Origin of the sequence: Clostridium sp. NSJ-145 (genome assembly GCF_021044725.1) — a bacterium.
GTDB classification, from domain to species: domain Bacteria; phylum Bacillota; class Clostridia; order Clostridiales; family Clostridiaceae; genus Clostridium; species Clostridium disporicum_B.
Genome location: NZ_JAJNOS010000009.1, coordinates 98,208 through 119,096, shown reverse-complemented (window position 1 = coordinate 119,096; position 20,889 = coordinate 98,208). Strand labels below are relative to the sequence as shown.

The window sequence follows — 20,889 nt, the reverse complement described above, 5'->3', positions numbered from 1 at the left end:
TAAATGAACTTAAGTAAAAAATAAATAAAAAGGGAGTGTTATTATGGCAGTACATTTAATTACATATTTTATGCAACAAAGAACACATGCTCATAGTGAAAGTTGTGGATGTGGAGATGAGCATCACCACGAGCATAATGATAACTGTGGATGTGGAGAAGCCCATCATCACGAACATAGTGATAGCTGTGGTTGTGGAGAAGACCACGAACACGGTGAAGATTGTGGATGCGGAGGGGATCCAGATTATGATTTAGTTTGTACAATAGAAACACTAGGAAAATGGGCACAATTTACCCCTACCGGTTTCTTAGTAGTATCTGATTTAAATTCTGATGAAATATTAGAAAAACTTAGACCAACTGTAGATACTAGAGATATAATATTTGTAACAAAGGTAGATCCTCAAGACGTAGCTTGCACAATTCCACAATGTAAAGACTGGATAGTTAGCGTTACTGCATAACTAATAAAAACTTAATTTAAAAAAAATGTGCCTTCGGCAGAGTGTCATAACTCTATTCCGAAGGCAATTGTCTTATATTATCAAATTCATCTAGTAGTTTTTCTCAACTAATCTTATCTCTACTAGTTATGCCTCTAAAATCATGGAAATTAACTAAACATTTTCACTCCAATATTTTGTAGCTTCTTCCTCCAACTTCTTTAACCTTGTGTAATAATCCGGGAACTCCTTCAAATGCGCTAAAGCTATTTTTCCTGTAAGTATTGGATCATTTTTGGTTACATTACATTCGGGACACTTTGTTCCATGTTCAAGTTCAACATTAACCCCAGCCGTAAACTCGTCTAAATCAAACTTTTCTTTAGCGAAATCAATTTTCAAGGCTCTAGCTATAAGTAATGCATCCTCCTTAGTAAATGATGGTTGATTCTTAGATTCTCTTTCATGCTTTAAGGTATATGATATCTTTTTTCTAATCTTTTTTACTTCAGACTTAGTTTTACTCATTTTAAATCCTAATTAAAATTTATTGTCATTACATCATATTCTTATAAAATACTATTGATACATTTATTCCTATAATAAATAAATCCCCTTATTTAAATCTCTATCTTATCGCTACTTAACTCCTCTTTTATTGGTACTAAACAATATGTTCTTAACATGAACATTATCTCACTATAATTTTTGCAATTTGCATAAATTGTTTTATTCCCATTTTCTCTCATAATCGTATTATGCTATTTATACCTCTATAGCACTGTTTTCTGAGTATGACTTAATATTATTTCTGTTTCTATAATATCCCCATTTAACAGCTATAATCATAATAACTAATAAAATTAAAATTGCTCCCCCACATATCATAAATAATTCCTCTGGAAGAGCAATTATAATTGGGTCTATCCTTGGATCAAAAATCCAATAGTCATTTCTAAAAAACAACTTGTGAAACATTGTAAATGCCCATGAAAAATCTATTAAATAAAGAACTACTATTCCTATAAAGAATATTATTAATAGGTTTGCACTATTATTAAAATTTCTTAGTAATCCTCTAATATTTATCGAACCCTTTTTATATTTATTAAAAATGAACCATCCAGCTAATGCCATTATAAAAACAGCAATAATTACCATCAAGGCTATAAATATCTTCTTAACCTCGTAAAAATGAACTTCTCCATAAGTACTCATAACAAAATTATCAAATTCAAGCTTGTCTATAAATGGGTTTTGAAGATAATTAATCAATCCTCCATATTCCATCATTAAAGCTTGTTCACTTAATCCTGTTATAGTTGTTAAATCATACTTTTTAACTACTAACTTATATATCCATGTAGAATTTATAATTGTTACTGCAGCTATACATATAGCTGCAATACTTGAATATATTATCCAAGCACATTTTGCTAAGTTTTTTATAATACTTTTTTCTTTCTTAATTATATTAACATTTGATTTTCCCATACGCTCTCCTTATACTTCTTTCATTTGTTAACATAATTATATCACACTTACTACCTTATTCTATTTATTCTTTCGATGATAACATTTACATTTGATTTAACTATAATCCTTTAATATCCCGGATATTTCATCCACCAATCTCCCTCATCAGAATAGCCTGTTAATAAATCATCTGCAACTTTAGTTATTACATCATATAACTCTAACTTACTAGTCCATTTTCTAGGAATTTTATTTAAACCTAGATGTGCACCTAAAATATTTCCTGTCATAGCTCCTGTACTATCACTATCTCCACTATGATTAACCGCTGCTATTATTGCTTCTTCAAAATCATCCTTATATCTCAATGCGCAAAAAACTGCTATAGCAAGTGCTTCTTCCGCAATCCATCCTTGTCCTATTTCTTTTATACATATCTCATTACTCTTTTTACTTGTAGATAAATTAATAGCCTTTTTTAATATATCTATAACATCTTCACTATTATAATATTTAGAAAGTTCAATTAAAGCATCTTCCACAGAGTGAACTATATCCATTCCAGATATTATACTAGAAATAATATAGGCAAAAGCTCCTGCTGATAAATGTCCTGTAATATGACCATGTGTTATAGCGGCACATTCCATGCCTTTATTAAAAGCAAAGTTAGGTCTATAAAATAGTCCCACTGGAGCTACTCTCATCACACATCCACACCCTTTGCTATCATTCACAGGATTATCAATAGTTCCTAACTCTCTATTTCTTAACGATGTCAAACAAGTCATTCCTGGCGCTCTTTTTACATATAATTCTTTTTGCTTAATTAAATACCCATCATATATATTTAAATCATCATCTGCTGGATCACCTTGTGTATATAGCCATCTTAAATAAGCATTATATATACATTTATTACTATCGCTTACTCCCTTGTTATAGCCTCTAGTCTCTCCTCTTAATAATCCTTCTGCAGTGAATAAAGTCATTTGTGTATCATCTGTTATTTCAGCTCTTCCTCGTCTCCCTATAATAATGTTATTTATTCCATTTTTTCCATACTTACTTTTTATTTCTTCCAAGGACATAAATTCAACTGGCCAGCCTAAAGCATCGCCTATAGCCCCTCCAACTAAACATCCTCTATAATATACCTTAGTTTTTCGCATTAGATTTTCCTCCTTATTAATTAAGAGTTTTTAATATGTATAATTTAAATTTGCTTTTTCACAAGAGAAATATTTAGCTTTGAATGAGATGAAAATACTTTCTATGACCAGATAAGTATTTCTTATATCAGTAAATATTTCTCTTGCTATCAGCACTAACTAATCTTTTCAAAAAACCTTTTTATATATGGATATGGTACAAACTCTCCATTTGCTATCATTTTAAAAATTTCTTTTTTGGTAGCCCATCTAATTTCGCTAACTTCTTCAACTTGAAGTACACATTCATTCAAATTTATATCTTGTTGAACTAACCAAATATCACAAAAATTATCACCTCTCTCTAGAGTGAACATAACTTTAGCACAATCCATATTAGGTTCTATCCCAAGCTCTTCATTAACTTCTCTTATGCATGTTCCGTAACTATCTTCACCTACTATTGCTGCTCCGCTAGTTAAAGACCACTTATTAGGATTATATAAGACTGTACTAGCTCTTTTTTGAATCAAAAACTGTTCTTTACTATTCATAATCCATACATGTACTGCTAAATAATATTCTCCTGGGGTAAGCTTATCTCCTTTTAGTACGGTTTTTCCTAACTTTCTTCTGTCTTTGTCATAAACATCCGCATATTCCATTAACAAGCCCCCTTTTTAGTATTATTATTCAGTATAGTTCTAAATATTTCCTATTATTAAATTAAAAAACTTAATTTAATATATTAATTATCTCTTCACTACAAAGGTTTTTTATTAATAAAATAAATATGCCTTTAGCATAGATAATTTGCTCCATGCTAAAGGCATATTTTTATATAAAATATTATTTGCTAATAGTCTTTTCTCCATCACATTCCCAATGTAGTTGATATTTACACTTTTCACAAGTTATTATTCCTTCTGACTTAACTCCAGCTCCCTCAGTTACTATTTCATTACATTTTGGGCATATAACCTTATCCATAAATACTTCTCCTTATATATAACATTTTTTTCTTCAGTTTAATTATTGTCCACTTTTACTTAATTCTATACAAAGTATCTATAAATAATGCTTAAACTAAAAAAGTTAGAGCTTTTTTTATATAAATCTCTAACTCTTTTCTTTCCCTTAACTATATATTTATTATATCTTTAATAGCTTTATTTATATTTTTCTTGTATATTCCTCCATGATAACAGATAGCTTCCCTTATATCATAATTATGTAATTTCTTTAAAGAGCTATAATATTCTTTATCATTAAAGTTTAAATCACTATCCGTAGTTCTTATATTCCCATCCTTAATTATAAATGCATCTCCAGCAATTAATACTTTTTCCTCCTCTATATATAAGCTTAAATGACCTGGTGTATGGCCTGGTGTATAAATAACACTCACCTCATTAAATCCTGGAATCAAATCGCCATCATTTAAAATCTCATCTATCTCAACTTTATTACAAGAATAAAAATTTTTCATTTTTTCATATAAAACTTTAGCTTCATTGGGTAAATAGTTAAGATTTCTTTCTAAATTTGCTACTTTAGTAGGCATTTTAGTTCCATTTATATATCTAGCTTCATTTTCAGATGCAAATACCTTTACATTTGGTAACTCATTTAAAATATCCTTAACACATCCTACATGATCTATATCTTGATGAGTGATAACTATTGCTGATAAATCTTGAAAGCTAAGCCCTTCCTCTTCAATAGCTTTTTTTATATCATCAATCTGTCCTGGATTACCAGTATCTATTAAAAGTAATCTATTCTCCTTAGCTATTAATACAGGATATATATATTCATTAGGATTCATTGTAGCTTTTAATTTTAGTACATAAATATTATCATTTAATTTCATTTTTTCCTCCAAAACTCCTTTAAAATTAAATACTATAAAAGAAGTAAATAAAATTTATTTATACTAAATATTATTAGAATATTTTTTGACTTTAATACTAAAATAATGTACCTAATATTTTCACTCTATCCCTGATTTATTGTTTCATTAAATATTTAAGAATATTGTACTATTTGATTCTAATCAACTTTCCCTTTAAATCTATAATGTCCTGTTATTGGTTGCCAAATTGTGTATTTTACAAGCATATTTTCTTCTCTAACTGGTTGTCCTCCATTATGAATTATGTATGGTACCCCATCTTTGTTTCTCTTATCAGAAATTATAGCTATATGAACATATTGTTCTCCAAAAATAACTATATCTCCTGGTTGCCATTCCTCTATGTCATAAGGATCTAAAGTTAAAGCTTCTGCATACCTATCAAAAAACACCTTTAAGTTAGGTACTCTTCTAAAATCTATATTCTTGTCAGGTGTACCTTCAACTCTTGGATACAAGTCAACATTCTCTTCAATATCTTTATCTACCATATCTTTTAAAGAATAACCTGCATTTCTAAATGCTCTCCATATAACATCAGTACATACACCTTCTTCATTAGGTGGATATCCTCCATCATAATAAGCACTATGATATTTAGGCTTATTTTTAGCATCAATTCTAGCACCAATAACTATATCTGTATAATCATCTATTCCATTTCCGTTATAATCAGTATCACTTAATATAGTTTCTATATCAAAATCATCCGCTGTATAACTTTGTTGTGGTAATAAATTAAAAAAATCTAATGCAACTACTATCCCGACAAGTATGATAAATACAATTATAATTATAAAATATTTTATAATACTTTTTATCTTTAAATTAAATCCCATATTCTCCACCTCCATTTACTATAATTATCCTTATTTACTATTATATATTAAAATAACCGCTTTTAACGTTACAGAATTATTACAATTTATTTGTTAACAAATTTCTTTGTTTTTGAGTATATTTTATTAATAAAAAGTATTTTATTTAATTATGGATTTATAGTTTCATGTATCTCCATCTATTATGTTTTTAATGTTCCTTTTGCTGTTTGTAAGTGAAATTTTACTATGTTATAATAAGTTAATTTATTTTTGAGGGGGAATATTATTAAATGGACGGTAGCCCGAGTGGGAACTTTATTCTTATTTTTATCTTAGTTATGGTTAATGCATTTTTCGCATCTGCTGAAATGGCAATCGTATCTATCAACAAAACCAAAATAACTTTATTAGCTGAAGATGGCGATAAAAAAGCCAAGCTTTTATTGGGTTTATTAAAAGAACCTAGTAATTTTTTAGCTACAATTCAAGTTGGTATTACTTTTGCAGGTTTCTTCGCATCTGCATCTGCTGCAACTTCAATATCATCTGGACTTGCTTATTTTTTATCTAGTCTAGGTGTGCCTTATAGCTCAAATATATCAGTATTATTAATTACTCTATTGATTTCTTATATAACATTAGTTCTCGGTGAATTGTTACCTAAACGAATAGCTCTGCAAAATGCTGAAAAAGTTGCTATGTTTACGGTAAAACCTATTATCTTTATTTCAAAGCTTACGAAACCATTCGTATGGTTCTTATCTGCATCAACTAATTTACTTTTAAAAATTTTAGGTATTAAAACTGATGGCATTGAAGAAAATGTATCAAGAGAAGAAATCAAGAGTTTAATTGAGCTTGGCGAGGAGCAAGGGGCTTTAAATGAAACTGAAAGAAATATGATTGATGGAATAATTCAATTTGATGATATATTAGCAAAAGAAGTTATGACACCAAGAACAGAAACATTCTGTCTTGAAGTTAAGTCAAGTATTAAAGATAATATAAATACTATTTTAGAAGAAAGCTACTCTAGAATTCCTATATATGACGATGATATTGACAATATAGTTGGTATATTATATATGAAAGATATCTTTTCTAATGTAGTTAATAAGGGAATTGAAAATTTATCTATAGAATCTATAATGAGAAAACCTTATATGGTGCCTGAAACAAAAAATATAGATGATTTGCTTAAAGAATTAAAATCAACAAAAAATCATATGGCTATATTAATTGATGAATATGGTGGTTTTTCTGGAATTGTTACTTTAGAAGACTTAATAGAAGAAGTTATAGGTGAAATTTCAGACGAATATGATGATAACTCTTCAAAAATTAAGAAGCTTGATGATAAAAATTATATAGTTGACGGACTTGTTACCATATCTGATGTAAATAAATATTTATCTCTTAATTTAGAATCTGAAATTATAGACACAGTTGGTGGACTAGTTCTTGAGAATCTAGGTGTAATTCCTAATGGTTATATAAATAAAGAAATAACCATAAACTCTATAATATTTAAAATTTTATCCCTAGATAATAAGAGAATTGATAAAGTTCAAATTACAATTGCATAAAAAATTAGAAGTTGTCTTTTTCTGACAACTTCTTTTTAATATCTTTCTTATATAATACTATTCTTAAACATTTGCAGTAAAATTATTATTAATAATAAAAATTTAAAAACCACAAAGCTTTAAACGATTTATATCGCTAAACCTTCGTGGTTAAGACATTTACCTACTTCTATTAACTTTCTATCTTGCAAGCATTATGCTTACATATTAATTTTAAACCTGATATTACCATATGTCAATACTAATCTTCTTTAATTTTTAATCAATAAAGTTAACTAAATCATTTGTAGCATAGAAAGACTTATTACAGCACTTCCACAAAGTAATATAATATCACTTAAATGATATCTCTTATGAACAAAATAAAGCATTGCTATAGCTAAAATCATAAGAGGTAATGCTGTAAATCCTGCTATTCCTAATCCTGCAGTTACCTTCATACCTTCTATCATCATGCTTAACGATGTTGATATAAGCATTCCACATACTACAGGTAATATAAATTGTTTTACCATAATTAATGCCCTTGAATCTTTTAATGCATCATAACCAAGTAACACTACTATTGCTACTATGCAGCAAGCTCCTACAGCTACTGACATTGCAAATATTGCTAAAAGCCATCCATATAATACTCCACTTAAGCTTCCACCTAAAATAAAACCTACACCTGCTGCTATCTTAACTAATATTGGTCCTGGAAGTGCATTTGCTATGGCTACAATCTTATTATAAAAATCTCCTGCATTCACCATTCCACTTTGTACAAAGATTCCATCTGCTACTGAAACGTAAGCTTCACCACCACCAAAAGATGTAACTGTTGATATAGCAACATCTCCTGCAAAAGTTCCCATATTACCACCTTCTGGAGCTAAAATCATCAATAAAATAAATAATACAACTGGTATTGCTATAAATAACCCAATTGAAATATATGCTTGTTTGCTTATTTTAAACCTTGACTTTTCTTTTTTTAGTCTTTTCTTATTATCTCTTACTATGGCATAACAAGCTAAAATAGCCATGGCTACCATAAGTATATTCGATATTATTTCACCATTAATAACAAGTCCATTTTTCCCATTTATAAAGGCAAAAATCAAAGAAATGCTTGTTCCAATTATCATCGATTCTTTAGTTCTTATTAACCCTATAAAAAGTATCATAAAAAATGATATTATCATCAAATTTATAGTTGATATATCAAATACTATAAAACTTAATACACCTAAATCTCGTTCTAAAAATGATGAGATTAAATGTCTTATCTCTTTCCCACCAGTTAAAGCAAATGCTACTATGCAAATCATTATATAGTACTTCTTTATACCTTCTTTTTCACCTGATTCAATTACTTTTAATATGTAACTTAGAAGTAAGTTAATTATAAATACAGATATTCCAACTGATGCAAATTCTATATAATGAGCAATCTTTTCACCTGCAATTGAAAAAAGTGTTAGAAGTACTAAAGTTAATATTACTCCTGGAAGTGTAACTGCATATGCTCCTAATATACTTCCTAGTCCCCCACCTCTTTCATATCCAGCAACTGCACCAAGCTTTACTGGAAGTGCTCCTGGCGTGATATTAGCTATTACTGTATGTTTTAAATAATCATCTTCATTAAACCATTCCTTATCTTCAACTATCTCTTTTTCAACTATCGGTATTAAAGCACTTCCACCACCAAACCCAATTACACCAATCTTAAAAAAAGATGTAAAAATACTTATTAACCTCTTTAACATTTTATCCCTCCTCTCTTCTACTAATAAATTCTCAATTCAAACTCATCCAATTATATTTTAATATATTTACTATTTTTAAAATTGCATAATATTAGGTTTTATTGTTAATATATTAGGAAATTACAGAATAAAAGTGCGAAGCACCTTTATGAAAAGTTTGACTTCGTCAAAAGTGAAAAAGTAACTGATGTAACAGTGAAAATATTCCCTATGCAATAGTGAAAAGTATCCAAATTAATACTTTTCACTTTAACTTTAGTTAAATTTCCATCGCTATAATGGTAACATTTTCATATCGACATAGTCGACTTTTCATTGTAAATCTTGCTTCGCACTTTATTTATTTTAAATATCTAGCTTTCATGTCTCCTAAAGTAACTTTTTCTATTTTAGGAGCATATCCTACTGAACCAAAGTGTACAGTAAGGCTTCCTAAAATCTCTTTAACCCCTTTTTCCATAAGTTCAACTATTCTCTTCACTTCATCATTTGGAATTTCTCCACTTGTTATAGTTTTCATTATTGGAGTTAAATACCCTCTTGGATCAAATCCACCAGGTTTTTCAGTCAATATTTGATATATATCTTTTAAATATTCTACTTCCCTCTTTTCAGGATAATTGTAAAAATACTCCCTTATGTTTCTTGTTACTGCAAGTCTTATATCTGTATCAACATTAATCTTAGCTATTCCACAAGGTATAACCTTCTTTATTTCTTCTATAGAAATACCCCCAGCATTTTTAATATCTCCACCGTACTTATTAACTTCATCAACTATATATTCTGGAACTGTAGATGAACCATGTGAAACTAAAGCTCCAACTATTCCCTCATGTCTTAAATTTTCCATTGATGCTATAGCTATTTCTTTTCTCAGTTTTACATTCTTTCCTTTATTAGCTCCATGCATAGTTCCGTAAGATATTGCTAAAGAGTCTACTCCTGTTCTCCTGAAAAATTCAACAACCTTTATTGGGTTTGTATAAGTTGATTCATCTGAAAATACATTATCTTCAACTCCAGCTAGTACTCCTAGTTCACCTTCAACTGTTACACCTCTTTCATGGGCATAGTCAACTACTTCTTTAGTTAACCTAACATTTTCTTCAAAATCTAAGTTAGACCCATCTATCATTACAGACGTATATCCTGCATCTATAGCGACCTTTACAGAATCAAAATCCTTACCATGGTCTAAATGAATAACTATTGGAATTGGAGAATTTTCTCCATACTTTTTTACTGCATCAACTATTCTCTTTGCTCCTCTTGCTTTATCCTCTAAAGTAGAGTTAAGAAAGTCACATCTCCCCCCCATAAAGCCATTTGCAAAATCAGCTCCTTGAATTATAAGAGGTGATCTTAAAATTTCATGAATTTCTATAGCAGCTTTTATTTGGTGTACTGAGTTCATATTATATGCCCCTTGAGCATATCCGTTTTTAATACAGCTTTCTAAAACTGGTCTTAATGGCATTATTGGCATAACTTATATTTCCTCCTCTTTCATAGCAAGATGAACCGCCGCAGTTTTAAATGCTAATGGAAGTGCTAAGATATTTGGACTATCTCCAACATATTTTCTTGCATCTCTTAAAGCTTCTTCAAATGTGGCTCTAGTCTTCATTCCCATTCCTCTAGCATATCCCGGCTCTTGAGCACCTACTATATATATTGCTGAAGTATTCATTTCTGCAATATGTCCACAAGATATCATTGAGAAGGCATGGAAAGGATGATATGCATAAGCATATCTATATTTATCTATATATTCCTTCTTAGTTGCTAAATACTCGCCATATTGATTTAAATCTGGTAATGTATTTGCATAGTTCTTTTGGAACATTTCATATACTTCTCTGTATGCTGGAAATTCTTCATCATGGAAATATCCATTACAAGTTGAAGAACATATAACAACACAGTTATCACTAAGTATTCTCTTATGTCTTATAATTTGAGCGGAAATAGCTTGCATCATAAGAATTGGGTTAGTTCCCATACCATTACCATAGTGAAAAAATTGAGGCATACCAAATACTAGAACATCATATTTCTTTTCTGCCCAATGCACATAAGTACGTTTATTAGCAACTTCCCAAGATAACTTTTGAATTTCTTTAGCATATCCTGTAAATATATCTATTTGTCTTGAATTACTATCTAAAACAGCATCACAAGTAAAAAACTTTTTACCCATGCATTTTTCCATATGTTGACCAATTTCATCAAACTTAGTTCTCATTAAGCTCTTATTGCTAACTGGAGTAAAATCACTTCCATGCATTACATCTGGTACATGGTGAGATGCTATACTTCTCCAATGAGTTATACCTGTAGAACAATGCTTATATCCACCTGAATATCCTCCATATGGATTACCTTGAGCATGTCCAATTAAAACTGCAAGGTCTGCATCAAAAACTTCTTTATTCATTATTACCTTATCACCACGGTTTGTGCATCCAAGGTCAACTAAGTTATCCCAATTTTCACTATCGTGGTTAGTAATTTGTCCACTATACCAAAAAGCATTAAATATTTTATCTCCTAAAATTCCTCTTATTTCATCCTTAGTGTTTTTTCTATGAAGTCCATTACTACAAATAAGTTTTATATCTCTCTTTTCAACCCCTGCCTTTAGGCATTCATCTATAATTATTGGAATAGAAACCTTTCTATGAGCATCTTCTTGTGTTCCACCTTTAACTCTATCTGGGAAAACTATAACTACTTTTGATCCTTTTTTAACCTGCTCGCTTATTGACTTAACTCCAATTGGATTTAAAATTGACTCTCTAGTTCTTTCTTCTATATTATCCATCGGTTCAGGATCTTTGACTGTAACTCCTGGTATAAATACATCTGTATTATCTGGTAAATTAGCATCCATAACTCCATGACCATATTCAAATTGTAACTTCATAAATTCTCCTCCTAAACTCTATCCATAATTATATTTAAATTTATTTTTAACCCTTACTTAAATACTTCTCAATTGATAAATTCAATTTTATCACTTGCTAGAGGCACTTTCCCAATAAACTCTGCTGGCTAATTATATCTATCTATAATAACTCTTAAATCTTCAACACTAAATCCTATGTCTCCAGTAAACTTAGTAAGTGCCACAAGTCCACCATCTATAGTTTCTATCTCAGATATCATCTTTGTATTTTCTTCTTTTAATCCTCCACCATAAACTACAGCTAGCTCTTTTCCTAAAATCTCTCTTGTAACCTTTTTTATATATGATGAAACAAAAGCTATATAATCGCTATCTGGCGGAGTTTTTCCTGGTCCTATTGCCCATATAGGCTCATAAGCAATAACTATATTAGTACTATCTAAATAATCTTTAACTCCCACTAATCCTCTTTCAAGTTGACCTTTTAGTACTTTTTCAACATTAGGCTTAACTTCTTCTAAAGAACCTGTCCCTCTCTGCTGAGCAGTTTCACCTATACAAAGTAATACATGCATATTTCTCTTTAAAGCAGCTAGAACTTCTTTATTTATCAAACTATCTACTGCATTAGCTAACTTTTCCATTAAAACTTCATTTCTAGTTATATTAGATTCGAATGCTTCTATTATCTCTTGCTTATCTCTTCTTTCCTCACAATGCCCTATTATTACACTTTTACAACCTATATTAGCTGCTGATGCTGCTGGTAAGTGAGTTGTTAATGCTCCAAAATTACCACCTTTTTCTACATCAGTTCTATAAACACCTTGAACTCCTATAGCTAATGTTCTTGTTCTTTTAGCAGGGTATCTCTTTAATCTTTCAATTGCAGGTATTATATAGCTTTCTGGCAACATATAAACAACTATAATATCTTCCAAAGTACCTAATCCGAGTTCAACGCTTTTATCAACTATATTCTCAATCCAAGCCTTAGGATTATCAACCTTACATATACCACCTAATTCCTTAGGTACATCAAATCTTTTAAGATTTACGAATATTTCTCTCATATTTTCTCCTCCCATCTAAATTTGCTCTTTTCTTGCTCCTAAATTAAAATCTGTAAAGTCTTGTATTTCTCTACCTATAAGAGGTTTGCACCAATTTATAAATTCTTGTGTCACATAATTACCTCTTTCATTTATAAATTCTTTAGGTAGTTTTTTTTCATGCATCATAACTTTGCTTATAGGTATTAATGATGTTTCACACTTATATGGTTCTGTTGAAATTCTATTTAATCCCACCATATATCCTGTTTTCCCTTCTACAGCAGCTTTTACCGCTATTCTCCCAGCTTCTATTGCTTCATTAACATCAACTTCTGACTGCATAGTTATTGAGGCTCTACCTAATATTCCTGGCTTTTCACTTCTAGCTTTTATTCCTAATTCTTTTATAACCAAAGTAGCTAAATGTGTTCCTACATCTCCAAAGTAAGTTGCTCTTTCAGTTTTAAATATAGGCTCCACTATAGGCTGCCCATTTTCATTTTTTAACCCTTCACTAGCAACTACAACTACCCCACCATATTTTTCATGAAATCTCTTAACATCTTCTAAAAACTCTTCTTTTACGAAAGGTCTTTCTGGCAAATAAATAAGATGTGGTGCATCTCCTTCCTTCTTTCTAGCTAAAGCTGATGATGCTGTAATCCATCCTGCATTTCTTCCCATAGCTTCTATTATTGAAACGTGAATCGGCAAAGACTTAACATCTTCTCCTACTTCCTTCACTGAATTAGCCATATACCTTGCTGAGCTTCCAAAACCAGGAGAGTGGTCAGTAATTGATATATCATTATCTATTGTCTTAGGAATTCCAATGACATTAATCCCATCTTCCTTCGCCACTTCATATATCTTTCCGCATGTATCCATTGAACCATTTCCACCATTAAATAAAACATATTTAATGTTATATTTCTTGAATATCTCTAACATTCTTTCATACTCTTTTTCATATAATGGGAACCTTGAAGTTCCCAATGCTGATGCTGGTGTTTTAGGCAATAAATCTATCATTTCTTGTGATTGCTTTCTAAGATCTATAAAATTCTCTTCTAAAATCCCACTACTTCCACCAATAGCACCATAAATAGCACCTATCTCTTCATACTTCTTAGCTTCTTCTATAGCACCATAAAGTGATGCATTTATTACTGCTGTTGGTCCTCCTCCATGAGCTATAATCATATTTCCCTTCATATAAACTATCCCTTCTATAAATTTTATATCTAAAATGTTTAGCCTCCATTTATAGTGAATATGGATAAGAATTATCTTTACTTCTATGCATTCTCAAACAAATGCTCTATATTTAACTCTCTTATTTGCTTCACTATCTCCTTAGTTCTACTTAATCCAAACTTCTTTAAGAGTCCTTTTATTTGAGTTTTTACCGTTACCACTTCAACGCATCTAATTTTCGCTATCTCATCTATCTTTTTATTCTTTAAAAATAACTTTATCAACTCTCGTTCTGCTGGCGTAAGCTTTGATATATTATTTATAAAAAATAATAAGCTCTTTTCAGTTCTGCTTAGCCTAAATAGCTCATCCCTCATTTTTGTTTGTATTCTAGCTTCAAGTATAGGTTCTCCTTCATATGCCTTTCTTATATGGTTTAGTATTGTGTTATATTCAGCTGACTTAACTACATAATCAACAGCACCACTAGCCATAGCAGTTACTATCATATTATCTGAATCATGAGCAGTTAAAAATATTACTGGAATCTCTTGATTAAATTTATGTATTTCTTCTGTTGCTAAAATACCTGAATTCAAAGTATCCATTTCAATATCCATCAAAATAATATCGCAATGTACATTTTTAGCCAAATCAACTATTTCAGCCCTTGTACCTGCTATTCCTAGAATCTCCATATCGTCTTGACTTTCTATGAGTTCACAAAAATCATCTCGTATTATTTCAAAGTCTTCTGCAAGTAATATTTTAATTTTAGAATCCATACCTTTCCCCTACCAATCCACAATATTTATCTACCATACTTAGGAAGCATCACATAGAACGTAGTTCCTTCACCTACCTTACTCTCTACTCGAGTAAATCCAAAGTGATATTTAGCAATTTTTCTTACATAATAAAGACCCATTCCCCAATTTTGATTTGTATTTTTATCTGTATAAAATGGCTCAAATATCTTTCTTCTTTTTTTACTATCCATACCAATTCCATTATCTTTAATTACTATCACGTTATACAATCGTTCTGATTGAATATATACATTAAGTTTTTTATTTCTATCATCACTACATCTCAAAAGTGCTTCATATCCATTAACCATTAGGTTATATACAGCTTCACTTAAGTGATCAATATCCGCTAAAATAGTATTATTATTCTCATAAGTTATTTCTATATCATCTACTTGATACTTTTGTGAAAATTTACTATATGCTTTTTTTACAACCTCTTCAATCTCTATAGGTTGTAAAGTTATTGTCTTTGATTTAAAGCACTTATGAAGTTCTTCCATTCTCTCAGTCATCTGCTCTGTAAGAGTTCCTAATTTTCTCGCATTATCTTTAAGCTTGTCTAAATCGATATCATTAGCATCATCAACTTCTACTAGTTTCTTTATATTTCTACTTAAAAGCTTTAGTGCAATAAGCTGATTTTTTATTCCATGAATAAATATACTAACTACTTCTCCAGCTGTATTTACTCTTCTTTTCATTATTTTATCTTCATCTTTATCATCATAATTAATATGAGTATTAGCTAAATTTATAGCTCCAAATATAAGCAATAAAATAACTATTCCAGAAATCAAAAACCATTTATCTAAAGAAATGTTAGGATTTATGTAGCTATATTTTCCCCAGAGATATTCATAACCATGAGGTTGAAATATATATATTGGACTATCTATTGCAAATAATATATAAAATATAGTAATGCTTATTTGAGCAATGGCTATATATCCAAACTTCCTTTTTATAAAATTAATTGTTATTTTGCTATATTCGTGTACAAACAATATTATAGCCAAGGCTATATATAACAAAATCCACCATAATACTAACTTATTAAGTGATTTCTGAAGTATCAAATACCCTTTAAACCATACTCTATAATTTGCAGGATAAAAAATTATAAGGAAAATTATAGATGGTATTGTAGCTATTTTATATATAACTCTATTACTTCTAATCCAATCAATCATTGAATAATTCATAGCTATTAATAACAGAAATAATGGAAATAAACTTCTTCCAATAACAACGAGGTATCCTATAGTATCTAAAGATATAGCTGTATATTTAATACAATTTTGTATACCTTTAGTTATGAAAAGAAATAGCTGCTGACTATCTGAAAGTCCTCCTGATTTTGCAAAGAACAAAATAAGTCCCATAAACATTAATATACAGCTTATATATAAACCAGCTATTAAGAAATATAATTTATTTCTATCCAATATCAAAATTGCGACAGAAATAATAGCCAATAAAAACAAAATTACAATTAACATACTAATACTCCATATTTTTACAATTATTATTTTGATTGTATCACATTTTTCAGAATATTTCGTATACTTTTTGTTTATTTTAATAATTATATCAATATAGAGCATGATAACCATCACGCTCTATATTTAAAATTATACTTAATTTAATCCTTCATAAGCTTCTGTTAATATACTTGAATCAAAGTAATCAGTGACTGGTACTTCCTTATCAAGTTTTCCTTCTTTTATGAATAAATCTTGCTGAGCTTTATACCATTTTTCAACTTGACCATCTTTAATTGCATCGTATACTTCTTTAGAAGTTAACCATTTTCCTTCATTCTTAGTTGCAAGAATTGTTTCTTCATCAGCATCTATTTGCTTAGCAACCAATTTAGCTGATTCATCAATATTAGCATTTCTATAATCCATTGATTTTAACAATGCTTTTGTAAATCTTACAAGAACGTCTCTATTTTCACTTGCATACTTTTCAGTAACAACCCAGCTTGATGGGAATACGAAATTATCCGTGAAGTCTTCATTTGAAGCAAGCTTAACAACTTTATCCTCACCTAAGGCTTCTCTAACAGTATTAGTATTTGGTGACCATATTGAAACAGCATCAACTTGTCCAGATATAAATGCTGTTACAGCTCCTGCAACTTCCATATTTACAACTTCAACGTCCTCTCTAGTCAAACCTACTGATTCAAGAGCAAGGTTTAAGATAACTTCTCCTGATGTACCTAATTGAGTTGCTATAGTCTTTCCTTTTAAATCTTCTATTTTGGCTATTCCAGAATCTATATTTACTAATAATTCATCAGCTTGGCTTGTGCAATCTAGAGCAAATAACTTAACTTGACCTTGACAAGCTAAAAGGTGGGCACCATGTCCTATATATCCTACATCTATATCTCCAGAAACCATCGCTGCAACTTCTGGCGGCCCAGCTGTAAATTTAACTAATTCAATTTCTAGACCTTGTTCTTCAAAGTATCCTTTGTCGATACCAGTTACCATTGCAGAAGCACCTCCCATATTTGGATGGTAAGCTATCTTCATCTTAACTGTTTCTAATGGTTTTTCTTCTTCTACTGTAGGTTCTTCTTTCTCTTCAGTAGTTGTTGGTTGACTTGTTTCTCCACTTTCCTTGTTAGAGCTTGAGCATCCTGCAAAAAGTCCTGTAGCAATTATCCCTACAGCTAATAAACTTAATAGTTTTTTAATTTTCATTCTCTTTTCCCCCTTAATTTTAATTTGGATTTATTTTGCAACCTCAAGATATTCATGATATACTTGAGCCCAAATTTCATTTTTCAATTCAATAAACTCTCGTGTCATCTTTGTTTCTTGATTTCTTGGGTAAGGAATATTTACATCTATGATTGATTTTATGCGTCCTGGTCTAGCACTCATTATTATTACCTTAGTAGCCAATATTATAGCCTCTTCAACATCATGTGTAATAAAAAAACATGTCTTTTGTTCTTTCTCCCAAGTATCTAATAACTCTTGTTGAAGCTGAGTTCTTGTTTGAGCATCAAGAGCTCCGAATGGTTCATCCATAAGTAATACTTCTGGATTTACTGCATATGCTCTTGCTATAGCAACTCTTTGCTTCATCCCTCCTGATAACTCCTTAGGATAAGATTTAGCAAATTCATTAAGTCCTACTACTTCTAAGTATTTTTCTACTCTTTCTTTTATTTCACTTTGTGGAAGTCCTTTAAGCTTCAATCCAAATTCTATATTCTTTTCAACTGTTAGCCATGGAAATAATGCATATTGTTGAAATACTACTCCTCTTTCTGGACCTGGTCCTTCAACTAAATTTCCATCTACATAAACTTCTCCTGACGTTGGACTATCCAATCCTGCTAATATGTTTAAAAGAGTTGATTTCCCACATCCTGAAGGTCCAACAACACATATGAATTCGTTTTCTTTTATATCAAAGGAAACTCCATTAAGTGCAACCACTTCTCCTCTTCTTGTATCAAATACTTTTTTAACATTATCTATTCTAACCTTTACGCTTGATGTGTTTCCTGCCATCCTGTAAGTCTCCTCTCTAAAAATTTAACTAATTTTTCCAATGTAATGCCTATTACACCTATTATAACTATTCCAAGTAGAACTATATCCATTTGGAAATATAAACTTGCTTCTTGAATCATCGTTCCAAGCCCTGCTTGTGCTCCAGTAAGTTCTGATGCAACTAGAGTTGTTAACGCTGCTGCAAGACCTAACCTTATACCAACTAATATAAATGGTAACGATGCAGGGACAACAACCTTTAAAAATATAGTTCCATCTTTAGCTCCTAAGACTCTTGCTGCTTTAATTAATGTAGCATCAACATTTCTTACCCCCTGGTATATTGAAACAACCATCACTAAGAATGAAGCTATAAATATAACTATTATCTTTGATGGTTCTCCGATACCTGCTCCAACTATTACTAGTGGTATATATGCTATTGGAGGTATTGTTCTTATAAATTGTATCCATGGCTCTACTATATTCCTAAACACCTTATACCATCCCATTAAGAAAGCTACTGGAATTGCTGCTATAAGCCCAAATGTGAATCCACCTAAAACCCTAAATAAACTCTTTCTAATATGAATCCATATTTTCCCCTTTTGTACTTGATTAATTAAAGCCCCAATTACCTCTGCTGGTGATGCAAATATAACTCCTCCAGCATCAGTCATTGAGATAAGTTGCCAAACTAATATTGCTAATAAAAAAGATATAAATACCCAAACTCTATTATCAATTTTATTTATAATTGATGAAAATTTATTTTCTGAGCTTTTACTCTTTTTAACTGTCATATTCATAATTATCCTCCCTTTTATTTATATCAACTCTCCCTGTAAACATTTACTTTATGTTTTAATCTTACAATTGTATGTCGCATTGGACAAGTATGATATTTTATCATACTTTATTGTCAATGTTATTTTCCTAATCTTTCAAACACCCTCTTCTTATAATTCTCTACTCCAATTTGACTAAATTGATTAACCCCTAAAAGTTTACCTGATACATAACAATTTATTTCACACCAGTAAAATATACAGCTTGTATCTCCTGAAAATTTTATCTTATCTCTCATATACAACTTTTCCCTTAACTACTGTGTAAAGTGGAATTAATTTATCATCTAAAATAACAACATCACCATCTTTACCTAAAGCTATTTCCCCCTTATTATCTAAACCAAGTACATTAGCCTGATTTTTAGTTAAAAATCTAATTACATCCTCTAAGTCTTTACCTGTAAATTTAATTAAATTTCTTAAGGCTCTATCCATAGTTAATGTACTCCCTGCTCTTGTTCCATCAGAAGCTAATTGGGCATCTCCATCTTTAACAACTATATCATTTACTCCTAACTTATACTCTCCATCACTTAATCCTGCTGCCATAATTGAATCAGTTATAGCCAAAATCTTATCATCCCCTTTAACCTTAATAATAAGTCTAACTATTCCTGGATGAAGATGAAACCCATCACATATTATTTCTGAGTAAAGATCTGATTCTAAAGCTGCTCCTATAGCTGATGGTCTATGCTGATGAATAGTTCCCATAGCATTAAATACATGAGTTGAACTTGTAACTCCTTGATTAATGCAGCTTAAACACTTATCATAATCAGCTCCTGTATGTCCCATAGAAGCCACTATATTATTTTCCTTTAAATAAGCTACTAACTCCTCTATCCCATTATTTTCTGGAGATATAGTCATATATTTAATATTGTTTTTACTTGCCTTTATATAATCCTTCATATTTTCAATAGATGCATCCTGAATTAAATATTCTGGCATAGCACCTTTATACTGAACACATAAGAAAGGTCCTTCCATGTGGATTCCTAAAATTTCTGAACCCTCTGTCCCTCCTTCCTTTGCATTAGCAATTTCACTTAATAATTCACACATAGTTTCATGAGTATCTGTTAAAACTGCTGGCAAAAAGCTTGTAACACCACAACTTGCAAAAAACTTACTTAACTTATTTAAATCATCTTTTGAAGCATGATTTATATCAATCCCATTTCCTCCATGAGTATGAATATCTATAAATCCTGGAATTACAACTTGTCCACTAACATCTAACACCCTTAATTCATTATTATCAATTTTAAAATCACCAATTCTATTTATAATCCCATCTACTATTTCTAAGTTTCCATTAACGTACTCTTTCCCAACTAATATTTTCCCATTAGTAATAACTAAACTACTCATAAATTCACCTCATTAAA

The 20,889-nt window shown here is 30.3% G+C and carries 21 protein-coding genes; 2 read left to right on the top strand and 19 right to left on the bottom strand.

Going from position 1 to position 20,889, the window contains the following annotated elements; genetic code table 11:
- Positions 1–43 precede the first annotated feature (43 nt).
- Positions 44–466: a hypothetical protein gene (locus LQE93_RS09685; RefSeq protein ID WP_231073310.1), complete on the top strand. Its 423-nt coding sequence runs from the start codon at positions 44–46 to the stop codon at positions 464–466.
- Between the two features lie 153 nt (positions 467–619).
- On the opposite strand, the gene LQE93_RS09680 is transcribed toward LQE93_RS09685, so the two are convergent.
- From LQE93_RS09680 to LQE93_RS09650, 7 genes are all read right to left on the bottom strand, one after another.
- Positions 620–973: a DUF5661 family protein gene (locus LQE93_RS09680; RefSeq protein ID WP_055264576.1), complete on the bottom strand. Its 354-nt coding sequence runs from the start codon at positions 971–973 to the stop codon at positions 620–622.
- A gap of 237 nt (positions 974–1,210) precedes the next feature.
- Positions 1,211–1,939 carry a TIGR01906 family membrane protein gene (locus tag LQE93_RS09675; RefSeq protein WP_186839676.1) on the bottom strand — a complete coding sequence of 243 codons (729 nt, stop codon included), beginning with the start codon at positions 1,937–1,939 and terminating at the stop codon, positions 1,211–1,213.
- A 110-nt stretch (positions 1,940–2,049) separates the two neighbouring features.
- Positions 2,050–3,093, bottom strand: coding sequence for an ADP-ribosylglycohydrolase family protein (locus LQE93_RS09670; RefSeq protein WP_186839675.1), 1,044 nt, complete (start codon positions 3,091–3,093; stop codon positions 2,050–2,052).
- A 155-nt stretch (positions 3,094–3,248) separates the two neighbouring features.
- Complete coding sequence (locus tag LQE93_RS09665; RefSeq protein ID WP_186839674.1) at positions 3,249–3,737, bottom strand: NUDIX hydrolase; 489 nt, start codon at positions 3,735–3,737, stop codon at positions 3,249–3,251.
- Between the two features lie 184 nt (positions 3,738–3,921).
- The gene (locus LQE93_RS09660) at positions 3,922–4,062 is read right to left on the bottom strand and encodes a hypothetical protein (protein WP_156334254.1); all 141 of its coding nucleotides are present in this window, start codon (positions 4,060–4,062) and stop codon (positions 3,922–3,924) included.
- A 151-nt stretch (positions 4,063–4,213) separates the two neighbouring features.
- Positions 4,214–4,945 carry an MBL fold metallo-hydrolase gene (locus tag LQE93_RS09655; protein WP_231073297.1) on the bottom strand — a complete coding sequence of 244 codons (732 nt, stop codon included), beginning with the start codon at positions 4,943–4,945 and terminating at the stop codon, positions 4,214–4,216.
- 179 nt (positions 4,946–5,124) lie between these two features.
- Entirely contained in the window at positions 5,125–5,826 is a 702-nt protein-coding gene (locus LQE93_RS09650) for a DUF1287 domain-containing protein (RefSeq protein WP_231073296.1), read from the bottom strand.
- Between the two features lie 272 nt (positions 5,827–6,098).
- On the opposite strand from LQE93_RS09650, the gene LQE93_RS09645 reads away from it, so the two are divergent.
- Positions 6,099–7,394: a hemolysin family protein gene (locus tag LQE93_RS09645; RefSeq protein ID WP_186839045.1), complete on the top strand. Its 1,296-nt coding sequence runs from the start codon at positions 6,099–6,101 to the stop codon at positions 7,392–7,394.
- 275 nt (positions 7,395–7,669) lie between these two features.
- On the opposite strand, the gene LQE93_RS09640 is transcribed toward LQE93_RS09645, so the two are convergent.
- The 12 genes from LQE93_RS09640 to nagA form a co-directional block, all read right to left on the bottom strand.
- Positions 7,670–9,148, bottom strand: a complete 1,479-nt coding sequence (locus tag LQE93_RS09640; RefSeq protein WP_231073294.1) for a chromate transporter — start codon at positions 9,146–9,148, stop codon at positions 7,670–7,672.
- A 340-nt stretch (positions 9,149–9,488) separates the two neighbouring features.
- The gene (locus tag LQE93_RS09635; RefSeq protein ID WP_231073289.1) at positions 9,489–10,637 is read right to left on the bottom strand and encodes a class II fructose-bisphosphate aldolase; all 1,149 of its coding nucleotides are present in this window, start codon (positions 10,635–10,637) and stop codon (positions 9,489–9,491) included.
- A 3-nt stretch (positions 10,638–10,640) separates the two neighbouring features.
- Positions 10,641–12,077: a lactate racemase domain-containing protein gene (locus LQE93_RS09630; RefSeq protein WP_231073288.1), complete on the bottom strand. Its 1,437-nt coding sequence runs from the start codon at positions 12,075–12,077 to the stop codon at positions 10,641–10,643.
- A 128-nt stretch (positions 12,078–12,205) separates the two neighbouring features.
- Entirely contained in the window at positions 12,206–13,132 is a 927-nt protein-coding gene (locus tag LQE93_RS09625; protein ID WP_231073287.1) for a triose-phosphate isomerase, read from the bottom strand.
- 15 nt (positions 13,133–13,147) lie between these two features.
- Positions 13,148–14,329: a 6-phosphofructokinase gene (locus LQE93_RS09620; RefSeq protein ID WP_231073285.1), complete on the bottom strand. Its 1,182-nt coding sequence runs from the start codon at positions 14,327–14,329 to the stop codon at positions 13,148–13,150.
- Between the two features lie 83 nt (positions 14,330–14,412).
- Positions 14,413–15,096, bottom strand: a complete 684-nt coding sequence (locus LQE93_RS09615; protein WP_231073284.1) for a response regulator transcription factor — start codon at positions 15,094–15,096, stop codon at positions 14,413–14,415.
- Positions 15,097–15,122: 26 nt separating this feature from the next.
- A complete protein-coding gene (locus LQE93_RS09610) occupies positions 15,123–16,622 on the bottom strand; it encodes a sensor histidine kinase (protein WP_231073283.1) in 1,500 nt (499 codons plus the stop codon).
- Between the two features lie 138 nt (positions 16,623–16,760).
- Positions 16,761–17,840 carry an aliphatic sulfonate ABC transporter substrate-binding protein gene (locus tag LQE93_RS09605; protein WP_231073281.1) on the bottom strand — a complete coding sequence of 360 codons (1,080 nt, stop codon included), beginning with the start codon at positions 17,838–17,840 and terminating at the stop codon, positions 16,761–16,763.
- 30 nt (positions 17,841–17,870) lie between these two features.
- Positions 17,871–18,662, bottom strand: a complete 792-nt coding sequence (locus LQE93_RS09600) for an ABC transporter ATP-binding protein (RefSeq protein WP_231073280.1) — start codon at positions 18,660–18,662, stop codon at positions 17,871–17,873.
- Entirely contained in the window at positions 18,638–19,453 is an 816-nt protein-coding gene (locus tag LQE93_RS09595; protein WP_231073279.1) for an ABC transporter permease, read from the bottom strand. Before LQE93_RS09595 ends, LQE93_RS09600 begins: the two co-directional genes overlap by 25 nt.
- Positions 19,454–19,572: 119 nt before the next feature.
- Positions 19,573–19,731 carry a hypothetical protein gene (locus LQE93_RS09590; protein WP_231073277.1) on the bottom strand — a complete coding sequence of 53 codons (159 nt, stop codon included), beginning with the start codon at positions 19,729–19,731 and terminating at the stop codon, positions 19,573–19,575.
- Positions 19,721–20,872, bottom strand: a complete 1,152-nt coding sequence (gene nagA, locus LQE93_RS09585; protein ID WP_231073275.1) for an N-acetylglucosamine-6-phosphate deacetylase — start codon at positions 20,870–20,872, stop codon at positions 19,721–19,723. The genes LQE93_RS09590 and nagA overlap by 11 nt, the downstream gene beginning before the upstream one ends.
- Positions 20,873–20,889 lie beyond the last annotated feature (17 nt).